Origin of the sequence: Pseudomonas sp. WS 5503, assembly GCF_012985385.1 — a bacterium.
Lineage (GTDB): Bacteria > Pseudomonadota > Gammaproteobacteria > Pseudomonadales > Pseudomonadaceae > Aquipseudomonas > Aquipseudomonas paracarnis.
On the sequence record NZ_JAAQWI010000001.1, the window covers coordinates 944,930 to 963,651 of the forward strand.

An 18,722-nucleotide genomic window follows, 5' to 3' on the forward strand; every position below is an offset into this window, starting at 1 on the left:
TCATGGGGATTTTATTTCCAAGAGTTTGCACTACCTACCTTAATGAAGCGTCTAAGCGGCATCTTTTCATTTCTACGATCATTAAAGCCCTGAACGTCGCCTCCCGACTCGACCAATATAGCCTGACGAACGATATCATTAGCCTCACTATCATATTCTCTTATGATCGAGCTAAACACCTTTGGACCTACCATCGAACTCATTAACTTTATTCGCTCAGGTGTTTCCAACTCGAGTATCCCGGCTCCGATGCGACCGTGACCATCCGTATACTCTTCAGACTTAACAACTTCTTTATAACGCACGACCATTTCTTTCTCGATATGCTTCAGTGTTTTGTTTCCAGCATGCGCGGCAAACGAGCTATTGTTTATCAGCACCGCATTTCTGGAGCCCCTATTTTCCCAAGGCACCCGAACAGGTGAGTTTGTGATTATTTCGTCGGGTCTTGCATAAAGCGTCGTGTCGCCCAGGCGCTCGTGCCCTTCACTCTCAGCACCGAGATACTGGTCATCGACATCGGAGTAGAGCCCTCCTTTCTTGCGAACCAAATAGGGCCGTAGCGTATCCACCGCAAACGCAAAGTTTTTTGGATCTCCCGACCTGAAGTCTTTATAAATAGCCCCCACTGGACTTTTTTTGAATTTCCTGAAGAGTTTCTCCTCTCTCAAATAGACAACATTATGAGCTTTAAGATCCTGTAGGACATTCGCAAATGCATCCTCGTTACCTGACTCAAGATAAAGATGAACTTTATACCCGCTCGCCTGCTCGACAGTATTATTAATATTGCTGACATGCGCCGCCAACGCTTCCGCTGACTCGCCCACCCATATCAAGTGGATATCTTTATTCACCGGCTCGCGCTTCTCACCCACAGCGTCTCGATAACCAATGGGATTACCGCCTAGAAAGGCGAATACATTTAAACCATCACTGACACCCACGGGGTCCGGGTTAATCCAGCGCTGAAACCTGGGCATGTAATAGCGCAGACCGTAATAATAAAGGCCGGTCGCATCCCGCTCCTTACCCGAATAACGCAACGTGCGATAACTCTGCTCGCTCGAGTCTCCCCTCTCAGTGAACGCCGTACTGCCAAACGGATGATAAGTCTCGCGGCTGATGATCCGCGCTTCACTGTCCAGCTCCAGCGAGCAGGACCCCAAATGATCGTTCAGGTTGTAGCGGTATTGATCATTGGCCAGTTGACGCGGCACCGCGCCCTCCCAGTGCAACACCTGCACCGTGGTGCGGCCGGCCTGAACAGTGACGACATACAGTTTTTCGTCATCAATCGTGCGGGTTTCCAGACCGGGTAAATAGCACGTCTCGCTGATCACCGTGCGGGCGTTGGTTTGTGCTGTGCGCACCTTGCGCTGGCGCATGCCGTCGGCACCGTAGACGTAGCGCTCGGTGTCATTGAGGCGCAACGTGCGCTCCACCATATGCACATGGCTCAGTTGGTTACGTGCATCCCAACTCAGTGTTCGGCCCCGGTCCAACATCAACAGGTTGCCGTTGGCATCGAAGGCTTCGGCAATCTCCGCTTCGGTCGGTGGCCTCCCGCCCACCTCGGGCAGGCAGCGATTACTGTGCTTGGCCGCCGTCAACACACGCCCATGTTGCTGTGGGCCGTGGTGGATCAGCTCGAGCAAATTGCCGCCAGCGTCGTAGCGATAGGTTTGACGATAGTTAGCCACGGCAGCCGGATCCTCGAGATGAGCAGGCCCGCGATTAGCGCTGCCGGCCTCCCAGCCGGTGGCTTCGATCAACTGGTAAAGACTGTCGTAGGTATAGCGGTTGATCGGCTCGATGCGTTGGTTGGCAAAGAAGCGCACCGGCAGTGCCTTGTCTTCAAGGCTAAGGATATTGCCCACCGGGTCATAGACGTAGTGCAAATCCTGTAGCGGTTCGTCGCTAGGCCCGGCAGCGCTCAGACGGTTCAATCGCCCGTCTTTCGGGCAGTAATCAAACCGACTGGTGACCTGGTTGCCTGCCGTTTGCTGTTCTATCTGTCCTTGAGCGTTGTAGTGAATGTCATGTACCAGCCGCTGCGCGGCGGTCGCGTTTTTCAGCTGCAGCCAGGCCTCGCGCAATCGGCCGTCGATGGTGTGAGTGAAACGCTGCCGATTGCCCCGCGCATCGGTTTGCTCCAGCACATCGCCCAACGGGTTGAGCAGCAAAGCGCTGCGAGCACCGGCTGCTTGTTCAAGCAAATCATCTCTCTCATCAAGGGGCAGTGGCCAATCGGGCATATCCAGGCTTTGCAGAAAGTGTTGATGCTGTTCCAGCACCGCGCCGGTCAAGCCGAACTCATTGAAATGCTGCGTTCCAGCCGGGGTGTCGTGGCGGATCAACTGGCCGCATTGGTTGTGCGCGGCATAGTGCGGCGACGCATCGGCGTAGTGATGACGTTCGACGCACGCAGCTTGCTCGAACACCGCCACAGGCCTTAGCAAACTATCGTATTCAACCTGTCGCTCATTACCGCGAGCGTCCCACGCTTGCACCTGTTCAGCCGCCTGCGTGAACAGGCTGACACGCCATCCTGCATCAACGCTGTGGGAGCCCAGTACCTTGCTGCCAAGCGAGTAAACCTGCGTCAGGTTGGCCCGCTCCACCAAACGCGGGTCCCACTCGGCCACGACTCGGCCCGCACCGTCGAAGCCACTACGACTGCTCCTTGCCTGCGCCTGCTCCCGCCCACTCTCACGCCAATAGCGCACCGTGCGCACCGTCAGCCCGCGAGGGTCGCTCACACTCAGGCCTGGGGTCTGCCGGTGCAGCGCAAGGGCGGTCATTGCAATGTCTTCCCCCGGGCCTCTTTCATCGCCATCACCTCTTCATAGGTGTCGTTTTCATCCTCGTAAATGCTGTACCAAGGCCAGTAGGTATGACGCCGCAGGTAGTCCTCCTTGGCGAGGACGGTACGAGTAGGACGGCCCAACGGGTCATAGAATTGTCGGTCGCTGTAACCGTGTTGCCTGAAGCTGACATCGTTGATGTAGCGATGATGATCGGCAAAATAGGGCCTGTAGATGCGCACAATCAGCCCCTTGTTGTTGTACTCGACCCGCTCGCTGACCCGCCAGCGCTCAACATCCTGTACCGTCACCGGCCGACAATTGCCGTCAAGCGCCAACGAGCCATCTTCCTGTACATGGTAGGCATAACCGCGCTCGACCTTTTGCTTGCTCTGCAAGGCGCGACCGAAACCGTCCCAACAGCTCAAGGCGACGCGGATTTGTTTTTCCGGATCGAGCGGGTAGCGATCAGCCTGCAAGGTAACGGCGTGAACAGGCTCGCGGCGCACCTGAGGGATCAAGCTCAACAGGCGTTGTCGCGCGGGCGTCAATGCATGGGATGGCGAGAGCAAACGGGCCGACACACGAATATGCCCGCTGGGTAGCAGGTCGCCCTGCGCTACGCATTCGTCCAGCCATTGGCGATCCTGCAGGTCGGCGTCAGGCACTCGGCCCATCCAACTGAACGGGTCGGCAAAGTGCGCAGTGGCGGCATCCTGCAACGCCGCGGCCGGTGCATCAATGATTTGGCCAGGTGTGCCGCCGAGTGGAGGACGGTAGTCATCGAGCGACGCAAAGCCCACGGGTTGACCACGTTCGGTGCCGAAAAAACTGGTGGCGATCACCTGGCCGAATGCCCCGTAAAGCACCTCCTGAGTGTTTTGATTGGGGTCGATAATGCGCGCCGGTTGCAGCAAGCGATAGTCAATCGAATCCACACGCGTCTCACAGCCGTCAGGTAGGCGTACCCGAGTATTCAGGCAGCCATAGCGGTCGTAACTCAGATGGGTCACACCATGACTGCGGGTTTGCTGCACGGTGATGACGTTATAGAAACCCGCGAGGCCGGCGTAGGTATTGAAACCGCGCTTGACCGACCACAATGGCGCTTGCGCCCCGTCGATGGACGGCAGAACCAGGCGCATTTTGTGGTACCCGACCTCCAGGAGTTTTTGCTCCAGGTCAAACGGCATTTCACCCTCGTCATTGCGCAGCAAGTCGTACGCCTTGAGCGCTGTCTCATCCAGCTCGGCAATTTCCAACTCATCGGCCAAGGCCAGGAACATGGCCTCTCCATCCGGTAAGGGGTGAACCCCGGACAAGTCCCGGTAGCGCTGCACCGACTGCCCCACCAGTGTTCGCTGAGCTTGGGGATTCAAGGGGTTTGCGGCGGTTTGCGCGATAAAGGCTTCATAGCTGATCGCGTCGGGTTGCAAGCCGTTGGGACCAGAGCCCTTACCCAGCACCAGCGCGTTGTCACGTTGCTGAAAAGGCAGGGCCAGGCGCCAGCCCTGTGGGTGTGTCAGGTGAATAAACCGCGCCAGGCTTTCACTCAGGTAGTAAACCTGCTGCGCCGAATCATGGGCATCACACCACCAGCGTTTCTGCGGTGTGATTTCATTCGGGTCCACCTGGCAGGCCGGATCATCCTGGGCCGTCAGGCGCCGGGCATAACTGACCCTGACGCCATGGGTCAGGCTGCCAAAGGCATCCCAGCGCAGGTTGATCCCGTGCTGGCACTGCGGGTCATCGACCTGTTGCTCGTACTGGTAGGCGATCGACTCCAACGATAACGCCAGCATCACCTTGTAAGGTGCGAATTGACCGCCTACTGGCCGATCCAGCACGCGTACCAGGTAGCGGTTTTGCTCGACGCTATAGGGGACGTCACCTGCGTTGCGCCCTCCATAGGTTTCCACACGCAATACCTGGCCTGCCAGTGCTTGGAGCATGCCAGGCAACTCATCGGCCTGGGGTACGACGAGTTCATCGACACCGTCGGCTTCGTGATAATGGCTAAGCAAGGTTGCTCCCAAGGGGTGAGCAGCCCGATCACCGTTGAAATACTCATCGCACGCTGGGTCGATCACCTGTCCGACATGAAACCAGGTCTTGCGCAATACCGGCTCACTGAAACCCGACTCCGGTGATGCCTCGGCAGCAGCGTCGGTATCAGTCGCCAGGAGCAGGGCAAAACCTCGAAACGTTCGTACCTGTCCGTCGTAAAAGCCTTTTCGATATTCGAACCGTTGCGTCAGCCGATTACCCGTGATTTCGTCACATTGAACCTGCTCACTCACCACCGGCACGGGAAAAGGTAAACGACACACGGCCGGTTGATTGCTCGCGAGCAATTGCTGCTTTTCATCCAGCCACTCCTGGGCCGAACTGCGATATTTCACGCTCGCGGCGGCGCCCTGGTTGTTATTGGTTGCACATAACAAATAGGGTTTGGCTGCGACAAAGTCATACCGCCAATGCATGGGCGACATATGCGGCACCGTCAACACCAGACTGGAGCAGCCCAGCCCTTGCAGGTCAGCGGTACTCACCTGGCAAAATCTGTCATAGCGAACGTCTTTGGGCCAAGGAAGCTCGACGGCGTCGTCAAAGCCGTTGCCACAACGGTTCATGAACACCAGCGCGCACTCGGCTTTCAAGTAGATCAGGTCTGCGGCACCGGAGCCGTCCAGATCCGCGAGCAAGACCCGCGATGCATCGAACTCGTCATAAGCAAAACCCAGCGTGCTGAACCTGAACCCTTTACCAAAGCGGCCTCGCCCCAGGTTGGGCCAGCATTCAAGCCGGTCGTGGCGGATGCGGATCAGATGCTGCTGGCCGCTGCCGAGCACGTCACTGAAGGCGACCAACTCGGTGGCGGCGTTACTGATCAACGGCAGATCATCCTCGCCTTCCTTGCGCTTAACCTGGGTGGCGGGGGCAAACCCCGCTTGCCGCTGGTTGGCATACAAACGTACGCTGCGCGGGCCGATCATCGCCAAGTCAGACAAGCCGCCCCCCATCAGATTGGCCAATTGCCCCTGAGGATGGAAAAACTCGTGAGGGAAGGCATCCACGGTCGCGAAGCTCGACCAACTGCGGTCCGGGTTGCAGGTAAAAAAACCACACAGCCCAGGCTGGGCTACGACCCATTCAAGGCAGCCATCACCAGTGAGGTCGCTTAAAAACTGTCGGGGTGCCTGCAGGCGGTCGGCTATCGGAATCTCTGGCAACTCATGCCAATCGTCATAGGCCACGTCGTCAGGGTGGCTCGCCGCCTTGGCCCGCATAGGTGCGCGGTAATACCAGGCTTTATCGTCAGAATACAAAATGCCCGGAAAACCTTCGCCGTACAGGTCGACAAATTGATAACGCTGGCCGTCGTCAAGACCCGGCATTGTTTCAAATGGCTGATAGCGCCGTGGATCCGGTGCGAGCTCGAACGCGTTATAGATGAACTCCAACGGTGGCCGACTCTGTACCTTCCCCGCCCGGTCAATGGCTTGTTCATGGGCAGCATGCAGCAGGCTATAACCCAGTGGCGATGGCCGATATTCAAGCAGTAGTCGGCGCACCAGCACGGGCGCCGGCCCCATGTCTGGCTCATCGGGAAAGTAGTGGAACATCAGCACCTGCCGACACAGTTGCCGCGTCCTGAGCTCAAAACCATAGGCATAGCTGGAGAACGGATCGCTGCGTCCAGGCCATGCCTGGGTGGCCTCATAAGGAGGAGCGGTCATGAGGGCAGTAGGACGCTCACCATGGTCGAACACCAGATGAAAATGCCATAGCACACCTTGCCCAGCCTCAACGCGCCACGCATACAGCTGGTCATCGGCGAGCGCATTGCCGTAAAGCACCTTGCTCAAGTAACGCTGGGCACCTGCGTGATCGTCGGCCTGATAATGGTAGACAATGTGCTCGCCACGCGGGTTGAGGCTTTCTTCGAGCAGCCATTCCCCCACACACGCATCGACATCCGGGTCGGCACGTCGTGAAGCAGCGGTTTTGCCGTACAGGTGCAGATTGCCGTCCGCACTGTGAATCAGCCAGAACCCCCCCGGGTCGTCGGTATCGGACCAACGCTCGATCAGTGCAAATGCGCCTTCGGTGCGAGGCCAGTAGCGTACAACGGTGTAAGGCCCCACCGGCAAGCCGTTATAGGCCGTCTCGACCCTTGAAACCTCTGTACCCGTCCTCGGGTTGCGCTCCGGCATCCAGGGCTCCCCATCCGGCCCCAGGATCACGTCTTCATCGGTATACGCCGGCACCCCTGTGGACGTTCGTCGAGTGATCGCATTGGGCGTCTTGCCCCAGCCTATTCCGAACGAGCTGTTGCCGTTGGTGCTGCTGTAACCCAGCGTCAGGTCCGGGGCAAAACCCCGCCCTGGGGAGATTGGCAAGGGCAACTCGAACGATGCACTACCGCTGATACCGACCGGTCCCAGGCCATTGCCTATACTCTGGATGGCGCCACCGCCCTTGGGCAGGGACGGCGCGGCGATTTGCAGCGACTCGTCATGGTTCACCATGCTTGCTCCTAGCCAGCCTTGGCCGTGTAATGCAGCTTCAGGATGATGTCGGTCAGCGATTCGAACAGACGGTTTCGCGCCGCAACGTCAGTAGAGGTGAATTCCAACGCCCAGCCTGAAATAGCGCCCGTACCCTCAAAGGGCAAATAACGCTCATCATCGAAACTGAAAGTGAACAGCCCATCGTCATCCACCCCGCCAGACAAAACGATTTGCTGGCTGGCCCGCAGGTTTTCCTTGAGGGTGTCGCCTATCTGCACGGCACTGTAGGTTTGGGTCAAGGTGGCGTGAATGTCTTCGTAGGGCCCCAGGACCACAGGCAACGATACGCTGATACGTTTGATCCGGCGCACGCTATGCCCAGGGTAATTGCTGTCGAACATGGGCTGCGTCAGCTGGAAATCGACGCGGCAGTTGTCTATCAGGCCAAGCTTGATGGTGTCCCAGTCCTGATTGATGGCGGAGGTCGGATCCTTGTCCTTGAGTTGGCGCAGGGACACCGTCTTGGTGATCTCCAACCGTCGTTCATTGCGACTCAGGTACGCCGAGTCCATTTTCAATAAGGACAACTTCAACGCCTCGCCGGCGCTCAAGCCTCGGTAGCTGTCCTTCCAGACGCCCGCCTGGATAAAGCGCGTGCTGAAGTCGGCGAGTTCAAATTGCCAACAGGCTTCAGCGGCCAGGCACAGCGCCAAGGTGGCATCGTAGGCCTGGTAATAGAAGGTCGCGAACTGGCCGTTGAGCCATTGATAGAGTTGCGCATTGCTGAAACGGGTACGCAGAAAATCATAGCTGGCCAACGCCTGATCCTGGGCGACGCGGGCCTGGTTCAATTGCAGAGTGGTAGCGCGGGCCTGTGCTTCAAGCACTTGCATTTGTGCCTCGATCTGGGCAATTTCCAGCGTGGCTTGGTCACCGGCTTGCATCCATTCCTGGTGGCGACGGCGAAAGTTTTCAGCGCGGTCCGTCGCCTCCGCAATGGTATGGAGCATCGCGGCCCTGGCTGAAGAATAGGCACTGACCATTTCGGCGACGCCCTCCAGGCGCCATCCCCCGGAGGACGCTACGGCAACGGCACCATTAGTCAAACCCGCGTGAGCCCCGCCGCCGCCGCCAGCCGAATTGGGGGGGGCCTTCAGGCCACTGCCAACGGCATTGGCCACCTGACTGATGTTGTCCAACACCCGCCCTTCCAAGTGCAGCGCTGCAGCAGCTTTTTCACCGGCATTCACCACTTCATCGGCCAACTTACGGTAGAAATCCAGGCGTCCCTGAGCCAGTGCCTTACTCGCCTCCAGCGCTTTTTTCTGCTCAAGGTCGATCTTTTGTGCCTGCTGCTGAAGGTCCACCGCAAATTGGGCGAACTCCCAAGCCTGGTGGTATTGCAGCTCCTGCAGTTGCGCCTGTTCCTTGCGCTCGATCAATGACAACAACGTATTGCCAAATTGGATCAGGGTTTCCACAGCACTGCTTGCACGGTTGTGCATCACACTGTAGCGATAAGGTGGCACCTCCTGGGCCAACAACCGCGCGGCACCACCGGAGGCCGCGCCCTGACCGAACGCCGCCAGCAGATCGCGCGGGTTCAAGGGGGCGGCAAACAAGGGCAGCATCAGCGGCTTGCCGTCCAGCGTACGGTTGTTGCGCAGGTTGTCCAGGCGCGCCTCGGCGGTATCCCAGTTCTGGACCAACTCACGGTTGAAGGGCAAGCGCAGGTATCTGTTATCCAGATCAAGCAGGGTAGGGTCGGGCGCGAAAGTGCGCAGGTACAGCGGCGGTTCGGCGAAGTGGTAGAGCGACTCGCCATCGTTGGCCGCGGCACTCTCTTCGCGTAGTTGGTCCTGCCGGATCAGGCGCTGTTCGAACTCGCGCAATTTTGAGTTGGTGGCGTCGCTCAGGGTTTTCAGGGGGATCGGTTGCCAATGGTCCACCACGTTGATATCAGGGCGCGGCCCCAGCAGGTCAAGCACGCGCACGTACCACAGCTTGGCCGCTACGAGGCTGTCGGGGGTCAGTTGCCGGTAGGCGGCGTCACCCCGGTCCAGCAGGTTCTTGATGTAGAACATGTAGATCGCCTTGCGATAACGCACCGGGTGGCTGCTAGCGATACCGTCCGGATCGGCGGGTTTGCGCGACACGTAGTCCATTTCTACCGGGTCATCCATCAAAGGCCGTACGTTCCAGTAGGCCGGACGGCCCTTCTCGTCTTTTTTGCGCGAAGGGTCGAAGATAAAGCCCAGCCACTGTTCGGCGCCTTCGAAGTTTTGCTCCTGGTTCAGACGGTGGCTGACCATGAAAGGCAGGTGCAGGAACAACTCCCAGAAATACAAGCCGTTGGCACCGTGAAAATCCATCTGGTTAATGGCCGCTGGTGGATTGAGAGGGGGCTCTTCAAGGAGCTGAGTATCCCAGGACAGCAGGTTTTCCAGGGCGATATTGGCGCGGTTGATCAACTCGCGTGCAAACAATGTATTCATGCGGATGGGTTGGCGTGGAGCGGTGCCGGCATCGTTTAGCTTGATGCCAGAGTTGGTGAAATCGATGAATTCGGCGATGCCCAGAGTTGGGCTGGCACGGGTGTTGATGCGAGGGGCGATCAGCGGTGTGGTGACTTGCGCGACAAGCTCCAGTTCTACGTAGGTCATTTTCAGGGCATGTCCCAAAACCTGCCAGGTGGTACCGTTGAACACCTTGATACCATGGATAATCGGAATTTTTTTTGAGCCGATGGGCCAGGCTCCCGGCCAGTCAGGCAACAGGGTTTCAGGGTTAATGGGGAGCTTTAATGTATGGGTGTCGGGTGGATTTATTACTGCGAATCCACCGGAGTGCCAAAGTGACGCCGCGCCAGGATTAGCTGCCATCGGATCACTCAGATTCAGAGGTCGCAGAATAACGTGCTGAAAAACATAAGTAGGGGGCCTTATAAACTCCTGGACCTCAGCGTGACGGAATCCAGCAGGCCAATCCGTCTGCACTGTTTTTAATACTAAACCGGTGTGCATCAAATAATCACGCACCAGCACAGCAATCTTAGAAGATATTGATATAAAACCATTTGCATCCGGCAGACCAAGAGTACAATAATGAGCATCATATGTGTCACGCAAGAAATAAGACAATAACCCGCTTCCAACGTATCCATTAGTACGAGAAGATATCAAACTAACCCTACACCTCCCCCCACCACTAAACTGCGAACCACTCAACACTTGAATTCTAGAACCGTTCAAAAGCGTCTCATAGCCCGTCGTTTGGTTTGCGGGCAAAACCATTTCAAGCTTATATCTATCTTGCGTCTCCGAATCAAAAGCCGTTATAGAAAACGTCACATCAGGAGGCTTTGAAAATACAGCTGATATTTTAGATTTAAAGAACACTTCCCCTGTAGACTTATCATAAGTAACATCATCTCCACGGGAAGGGCTAACAATCGAAACCTGCCTCTCTTCAAAATTCCAGTTATCCAGCTCTTGATGCGACCGATGCGACTCGACACTTTTCAGCGCTATACTAAGCTCAGGCACTTTGAACTGAAACCGCCCTTTATTATCCTGAGCAAATAACCTTCCCACCCTCAAGACATGGGGTGCCTTGATCTCCTTTCGAGTTCCGATACTGGGCACATACCCACGATTGGGAAACAGCGCCGTTACATTAAAGTTCTTATCGATCATCGCCGTTTTTAGAAACGCATATTGATCCGCCGCACCATCCGTTGCATTACCTGCGGTATACCCCATATACATCGCCACAAACATCGACTCCGGCATCGTCGAACTGTCGGCCACGGCAATGCTCTCAACCTGCTCCGCCAAGTCCATAGTCTTGAACAACGGTGACCCACTCCAGGCTTCAATGACGGTTTGCGGCATACTCCAACTGTCGTCGTACTTCTTGTAGACCATGTTCAAACGCAACATCGGGTTACTGTGTACTTTGATAACCGGTGAGCCCGGATCTGGCGGTATGGGGGTACCACCTGGGAGATAACCTTCTTCAACCGTCATCTGAGCAGGGTCGTTATCCACGCACTCCACCCACAATACAAACAGGCGGTTATTGAACAACACTGGCCTGATGGTGCGCTCAATCGCACTGGCCGAAATCGGCAAGTTAGCCTTGTGCCAGTCTGACCACGCCCCCGGCTGCGGATAATCGAACTTTGGCCGGTTGGGATCCGTGCCGTTGAGGTTCATGTAAGTACGCTGGGACATATCCACCGAGCGCCAGTAGTACACACTCTCGGCCCGGGACTTGCCGATAAAGTAATACATGCCATTCTTGAAATCAGTGGTATTGATGTATCCATTGATAATCGTCAGGTTGGCCACTTCCTCAAAGCTCGCCAGATAAGACAGCACCGCTTCCTGAGTGGTGTCGATCTCGATCTTGTTCTGATTGAGGTCGTTTTCCAGTTGCTGGAAATACTTGGATTTGGTCAGGCGCAACGAGGGGTCGATATACAGTTCCGGGTAATAGCTCAACTGCTGGTTGGCCGCCCAGATGGGGTATTGGCAGTCGATCTCGCGCCACTGCCTGATCAGGTGATCTTCCATCACTTTGGTTTCATAGCCCGGCTCCATGCCCATCAGCGCGGCATTGATGTACTGCTGAATACTGGCGATGGCCGAGGCCACCGGGCTGGTGGGCACGGCCTGGCTGACCTGCACATCCAGCAGCTTGTATTGGTAGAGGTCGTTGGCGGTCTTGATTTTGTCGCCCAACTGGGCGTCGACAAACTCCGCTGCGTTCGGTACCACCTCATCCAGATAGTAGGCCACCAGGGCATCGCGCAGGGTTTCGTTGAGCTGGCTATCGATTGAGCTGGACATGCTCGCTCCTTATTCATCGTAAAAGTGCGCAGGCGCTCAGCGCCGGGCAGCCATGACCGCATTGCCTACCGCTTGCCAGGCCACACCCGTACTGTCGCCGTGCAGGGCTGTGGCCCTGAGCAAGTCCGCCGCAGCCAGCCCGCTGGCGGCACAGGTGGCTTGGCTGCGCAGGATCCAGTCGATGTCGGCCATGGAGCAGGCGCGCTTTTGCGCCAGCAGTTGGAAAAGCTCATGCACGTCGTCCTGCCGCCACCCCAACAGCCTGGCCAAAACGGAAGCGGCCTGGTCGCTGACTGCAGCGCGCAATGTTTTGTTTTTGAGCGCTGTTTTCCCGGGGTTGGCCGCGATGAAATAACCCAGCAATGCCTCCTCCGCCTGGCTTTGGCCATGAAACCACTGACTGTAGCGGCTCAGCAGGTAGAAGCTCTTGAGGTTCAACTCCAGATTTCTACCCGGAACTCCCAGCCATTGCGGATTAAGCAAAAACACACGCAAGGCACTGGTGCTCAACCGCAGGTCCATCACCACTGTCCCATGACGCAATACACGCTCGAGTTGATTGATCAATGAGTCAGTGGCGGCTGCAGTAGCCAGCCCCAACACCGCTGACAACAGGGCGTGTACCGAGGTTTGTGCCCAACGCAGTACAACTTGGGTGCGGTCCATCGGCAGGTTGATCATTTCTTGTGCCAAACCTTCGATCAGCCGCAGTTGGCGGTCATGCCCGGCCAGTAACAAGCCGACAAGCTTCGCCACGCTCTGCTCACGTTCATCTGGGAAGAGGTTCAACTGCCCCACTCGATAGTTAATCGCTTCTTGCAAGTACTGATGGGGGTCTTCGAGACCTGTGAGCGGAACAGGCCTCACGAGCCCCTGCGGGTCCAGCAAATACTGCAGCACTTCGCGCCATTTGATAGGCTCTCGTGCGGCAGCGGACTTGGGTCGTTCATAAACAGGCAGATTCAGCGCCGAGATCTGCTCGTCGGTAATCAATACCTCTCGCGTCGCGGCGGCCAATATGCCCAAGCGGTCCACCAAGCCTTGGGGGGGCAGGTAATCTCCAGGCTCCAGGCCCAACGCGCGGCGTACCCCTGTAACACTTTGCTTGCTGTCCTTGAGCCAATTCACGGCCCAATCCATCTGCATCAACACATCGAGAACGTCAGGCGCGGGCGCCATCGCATCCTCTTCCCAAGCCTCTACGGTCGGTAGGTGTCTTTTAGGCAGCGAGCCGCACTTTACTTGCAGGTGGTGAATTGAAGACGGTTGGCTGGTTATTACCTCCCAAGCTGTCCTTGAAAGGCGCTTGCCGCTGAGCGACAACGTCCCACCAGCGCTCAACGGTTCAAGCGTAAGCGCGCTGCCGTCAGGATTGCGCACGAAGTTTTCTTCGTCTGAATGCTGGGGCTGCCGCTCCAGGGTAAACACCCGCGTGCCAGTTGCTGATGCAAAGTCGGTCCCCGCCAGCACAAACAAGGCTGAACCTGGTAGCAGACGCAATAAGGTATCTTCATGCGCGGCATCAACCACCAGCACCAGCCTGATGCTCATATCGCTGGCGCCCTGCGCAGTCAACGACCATGGCCTGAGGGACGACAATGAGGGTTGTAGCAGGCGCCCGGTACAGAGTAATCGCTGGTACTCCAGCCCCCCCAGCATATCCACCAAGCCCCAGCCTTCCTCCGGCGACAAGCCAAACATTTGCGGAATACGCGCCTGACGGTAGAGAGAGGACAGGGTGCCAAGGTCGCGGAGTAACGGCCCAACAAAATCCTTCGTTTGGTTGGCCAAGCGAGAAAGCGATGACTCTGTAGGCTCAAGGCCGAGCGCGGCACAGATTTGTGCGACGATTTTTTTGTTCGCAGCGTCTGTCCCACTGATATTAAAGGCGGCTCTATTGAGTTCCAACGGCGTATCGAACAGCGCAGCAGGGTTAAAGACTTGGTCAAACAGCGGCACCTTGTCACCCGTGGCGTAAGGCGTGAGATCGTGGAGGAACGCCGCAAATTCTTCGGGCTTGATGCCATAACGTCGGCTGAAATAACGATAAACACCCAGGACCCGCAGGGTATTGCTGTTCAGGTCCATGGTCAGGTTGTGTTCACCCTCACTGCGGATGGCGCAGATGAGCAGCGTGTCCAGTTCGGCATAGGACATGTCCATACCCAGGTCTTTCTTCAGCCAGCGCTGCAGACGAATCATGCGTTGCAAGCGGTCAAACCGTTGAGGGGACGTTTTAGTCAGGTACCAGACCGTACGGCTACCGAGCGTGGTTTCCTTGAGGCCCATGGAATTGTCGAACTGGTCCGCACGCGTCGAGACAACGGTAGCAGGCACAACACTGTCATAACGCTCACTGCCATGACCGTTGACATAACACGCGCCATAGTGAGAGGCGTGCGGGTATGCCTTGCCGACTCCCGCGCCCCCCGTCCATTGTGGGTTGCCGCTGGGGCAATTGGGAGACACGCGGGGGAAATGCTGACGCTGGGATAAAAGCGCCTCGACCTGCTCGGCATCCAGCTCCGACCGTTGCATGAAGGTCTCGAGTTGCACCAGTGGGTTGTCAACGTGACCAATACCTTGGAGACCGTAACTGCGCTGAAAAAACTCCTGCTGCTCGGCCGTCCATGTCACGTACTCATCCAGGACAATGGTGAAGCTGAGTACCGCCAGTGAAACTGGCCTAGCGGTAGTGCCCGTGGTGGTGGTGACAGTAAATGAGGCTCGATAGCCCGGTTCGATCGGAAACGGTTCTTCTCCCCCCCAGCGGATAACTGTGCAGATTGTTGAGGTATTCGCGGGGTGAAGATAATTAGGCGTCCATATATTCGCCGTGTTCGCATATAACGGCGTCCCAGAATTAATCCAGAAAAGACCCTCTCGTTTAGCATCGTCAGGCCCCGAGAATTCAATCGTTGCCGTGCTCGTCAAATTCCCTTGGTTGACTAAGGTTTCTGCCTGAGGCACAACAGACTTCAGGCTTGACTGTGGGGATATCAGTAAAGCAATCCTGATGGCCGAATGCGGGCTCAGATGGGAAGTCCCCGGCCCTCCCCAGGCCGCCGTCAGCTCAGCCTTCGATAGATAAAACGTGGTGAACATTGAAGGTTCGATCAACAGTTGCTGTTGCTGTGGGCTTAACCCCGACATCAACAGTTGCGCTTGCGCTGCAGTGTTCTGCACCGCGCCATAATCGTTCAAGCCCCGTTGGCTGATGGGCAACTGCAAGCTGATACGGTAGTTCAACTCCCCCAACTCAAGCTTCTTTTCGGCCAGCCCTAATCGGCATTGGTGGTGAGGGTAGTAATACGGAAACATGAACGGATAGCGCCGCTCGGCCAGTACGTCGTAAATCGGCTTGTTGGCATTCGGCTTTCCTGTCCGGTACCGGGCGATGTCGGCCATAAGTATCTCATTGACTAACTCCAGCATCGGTCTGGGGGTAAAGGTGCTTTGCTGGTCAATGATCAACCCCTCCAGATCGGGCCGCCGAGTCCTCAACAGAATCTTGGGCCGATCACCCTGGCCGGAGCCTTCCAGGGTGCGCGTAGCGAAACGATATTGAGCGCTGAGGTAGGCCACCGGCGAATCGACCGCCGCCATCGCGCCCACTTTGCAGAACTCATCCCAGTTTTCCTTGAACAGGTTCGGGAAACTCGGCCCGACATCGACCAGCGCACGCACACCGGTCTGCTGGCCCTGGTACTGGGTTCTGCCGTTGGATACCTGGTGCTCACGGTACAGCCGACCGATCTGCACCGCATAGCACATGGCATTGTCATAGGCCACCTCGCCATCCGCCTCGCAGATCTCACCCAGGCGTTGGACGAAGTGGGGCTTGGGTTGGGCGATGATGTCGAACACCGACGCCATGCCCATTTGCTGCATCGCGGTGATGAAGCTGACTTTTTCCAGGCCCGCTTGCCGTTCGGGCTCGTTGACCAACGTAAGGAGCAGACGGTCAGTTCTCGAGTCGTTGTCCATGCCCACGCATTCCCTCAGGTAGAGATACACCGCTACGTCCAACAAACTGAGTGGTTCTAAAAAATAAAGAACCTGTGAACTCTGACAGTAACGACGAACGGTACCTGAGGAACGGCCGAACACCAGAGCTACCTGAATTGGACGAGTCTGCAGTTGGCGGAAACTGGCTTGGCTTTGGTGGAAGCTTGCATTGATGGCTTGCAGGCCGATGCTTGTGCTCAGTAAGTCAGTCATCGCGGGCGAGCCCACTCCCATAGTTTGACCGGGTACACCCTTGGAATAGGGTCAACCTGTGGGAGCTGGCTTGCCTGCGATGGCGTGCGCCCGGCCAGCACAATGCTCAAGCTAACCAATCCCGCCTACGCTTAAGTTAGGATGCTCGTTCCCTATTCGAGGTGGTCTCCATGTTTTTCGGCGTTCTCCTGATCATCACCTGGCTGATCCTGCTGCTGCGCTACCCGGCCAAGGCGCTGCCGGTATCGTTGGCCGCTGCCGTCGGCCTGGGGTTTGTCGCGGTTTGGGTGGTATGGCTGGACAATCGCGAAGCGTCACAACTGGCGCGTCTTGAGTTGCGCATCACCTACGCGCCGCAAGACTGCCCCGCCGACCGACCGCTCAAACTGACCCTCAACAACGGCAACGATGTACCGCTCACCGAACTGCGCTGGCGCGTGGCCGCCTACGCACCGGGCGATACGGTCAACCTGGCCGACAATGTCTACGCCGCCCCACGCTATCGCGGCCCCGGCGAGTTGCAGGCGGGCGCCACCTGGGATGACTGCCTGCCCACCCCGCCGCTGCGCCCCGGCTATCGCCCACAAACCCTGGAATTTCGCGCCGAGCACCTGCAAGGCAGTTTCTCGGACTGACAAAGGATGGACCCATGCCCAACGTACTGATCACCGGTTGCTCCAGCGGCATCGGCCGCGCCCTCGCCGACGCGTTCAAAGCCGCAGGCTTCGAGGTATGGGCCAGCGCCCGCCAACCCGATGACGTCGCCGCCCTCGCGGCCGCAGGCTTCAATGCTGTGCAGTTGGATGTCAATGACAGCGCCGCTTTACAACTCCTGGCCGGGCAATTGAGCGAGCTGGATGTACTGGTCAACAACGCCGGCTACGGCGCCATGGGCCCGTTGCTCGACGGCGGTACCGAGGCGATGCAACGCCAATTCGAAACCAATGTGTTTTCCATCGTCGGCGTAACCCAGGCGCTGTTCCCTGCCTTGCGTCGCAGCAAGGGCCTGGTGGTGAATATCGGCAGTGTTTCCGGCGTACTGGTGACGCCGTTCGCCGGCGTCTACTGCGCATCCAAAGCCGCCGTACATGCCTTGAGCGACGCCCTGCGCATGGAGCTGGCACCGTTTGGCGTGCGGGTGATGGAAGTGCAGCCCGGTGCGATCAATACAAGCTTTGCGAAGAATGCCGGCGCCCAGGCCGAGTTACTGATCCAGGAACAGTCGCCATGGTGGCCATTGCGCGAGGGCATTCGTGCACGCAGCCAAGCGTCCCAGGACAAGCCAACCCCGGCCAGTGAGTTTGCTGCAGACGTGCTCAAGGCGGTGCAGCAAGCGCAACCGCCGCGCCTGTTGCGTTCGGGCAACGGCAGCCGCGCGTTGCCGTTGATGGCGGCGCTGTTGCCCAAGGGGTTGTTGGAGAAGGTGCTGAAGAAGCGCTTTGGCTTGGGCGGTAGGCTCTAAGGTTTCATGAAATCAATAAACGCCCGCACCTTCAGCGGTAAATGCCGCGTGTCCGGATACATCGCGTAAACCCCTTGCGGGGCAAAGCGGTGGTCCGCCAACAGGCGCACCAAGCGTCCCGCGTCGACATCCCCCTGCACCAACCATTGCGGTAAAACCGCCACACCGTGGCCGCGCACCGCAAATGCCTGGAGGACCGCCGCGCTGTCGGCCACCAAGGCTGACGGGCCGGCTCGATAAGGGTGTTCGAGACCTGCCGGGTCGGTGACGCTCAGTTCGCTCAAGCGGCCGTGGCCCAGCCTGGGCAACTGCTCCAACTCAGCCAGGGTTTGAACCCCGGCAAACTGCGGCGCCGCGACGGCGAACACGTCGACTGTGGACAACTGCACGGCGCGGTGATTGGAGTCCAGCAAGCGCCCCAGCCGAATCGCCACGTCAAAACGTTCGGAGATCAGATCGGCGTGGGTGGAGGATGTGGACAAGTGGATATTCAGGTCCGGGTGCAGGCGTCGAAAGGCTTCTACCGCCGGAGCAACTACGGCCAGGGCATATTCGACAGTGGTGGTGATGCGCAGGGTGCCTTTGAGCTGGGCATGTTCACTGCGGGCTTCTTCTACCGCCAGGCGGGCCTCTTCAAGCATGCGCGTGCAGCGCAGGTAGAAGCGCTCACCCGCGTCGGTCAGTGCCAGTTGGCGGGTGTTGCGGGTCAGCAGGGTGACGCCGAGTTCCGCCTCCAGGCGCTTGAGGTTGAAGCTGACCACGGCGCGAGTCTGGCCCAGCAGGTCCGCGGCAGCGGTGAGCGAGCCGGCCTCGACCACGGCCTTGAAAGTGTCAAAACGGTCCAGGCTGACCATGGTGAACGCCC

At 57.7% G+C, this 18,722-nt stretch carries 7 protein-coding genes; 2 read left to right on the top strand and 5 right to left on the bottom strand.

The genetic code is table 11. From position 1 onward, the window contains the following. Positions 1-11: 11 nt before the first annotated feature. Genes HBO10_RS04500 through HBO10_RS04515 form a run of 4 tightly spaced genes read right to left on the bottom strand, consistent with a single transcriptional unit; the run spans position 12 to position 16,395 of the window. Positions 12-2,804, bottom strand: coding sequence for an RHS repeat protein (locus tag HBO10_RS04500; protein WP_169921935.1), 2,793 nt, complete (start codon positions 2,802-2,804; stop codon positions 12-14). After that, the gene (locus tag HBO10_RS04505; RefSeq protein WP_186353305.1) at positions 2,801-7,339 is read right to left on the bottom strand and encodes a SpvB/TcaC N-terminal domain-containing protein; all 4,539 of its coding nucleotides are present in this window, start codon (positions 7,337-7,339) and stop codon (positions 2,801-2,803) included. Before HBO10_RS04505 ends, HBO10_RS04500 begins: the two co-directional genes overlap by 4 nt. 8 nt (positions 7,340-7,347) lie before the next feature. Then, a complete protein-coding gene (locus tag HBO10_RS04510) occupies positions 7,348-12,174 on the bottom strand; it encodes a neuraminidase-like domain-containing protein (protein WP_034126363.1) in 4,827 nt (1,608 codons plus the stop codon). 36 nt (positions 12,175-12,210) lie between these two features. After that, positions 12,211-16,395: a Tc toxin subunit A gene (locus HBO10_RS04515; protein ID WP_169921936.1), complete on the bottom strand. Its 4,185-nt coding sequence runs from the start codon at positions 16,393-16,395 to the stop codon at positions 12,211-12,213. A gap of 170 nt (positions 16,396-16,565) precedes the next feature. Here HBO10_RS04515 and HBO10_RS04520 point away from each other — a divergent pair, with 170 nt between their 5' ends. Together HBO10_RS04520 and HBO10_RS04525 are read left to right on the top strand one after the other, a co-directional pair. Further along, positions 16,566-17,030, top strand: coding sequence for a hypothetical protein (locus HBO10_RS04520; protein ID WP_034126362.1), 465 nt, complete (start codon positions 16,566-16,568; stop codon positions 17,028-17,030). Positions 17,031-17,044: 14 nt separating this feature from the next. After that, a complete protein-coding gene (locus tag HBO10_RS04525; protein WP_034126361.1) occupies positions 17,045-17,857 on the top strand; it encodes an SDR family oxidoreductase in 813 nt (270 codons plus the stop codon). Here HBO10_RS04525 and HBO10_RS04530 read toward each other — a convergent pair. Beyond that, the gene (locus HBO10_RS04530; protein ID WP_034126360.1) at positions 17,854-18,711 is read right to left on the bottom strand and encodes a LysR family transcriptional regulator; all 858 of its coding nucleotides are present in this window, start codon (positions 18,709-18,711) and stop codon (positions 17,854-17,856) included. The two genes, HBO10_RS04525 and HBO10_RS04530, sit on opposite strands and share 4 nt — an antisense overlap. Positions 18,712-18,722 lie beyond the last annotated feature (11 nt).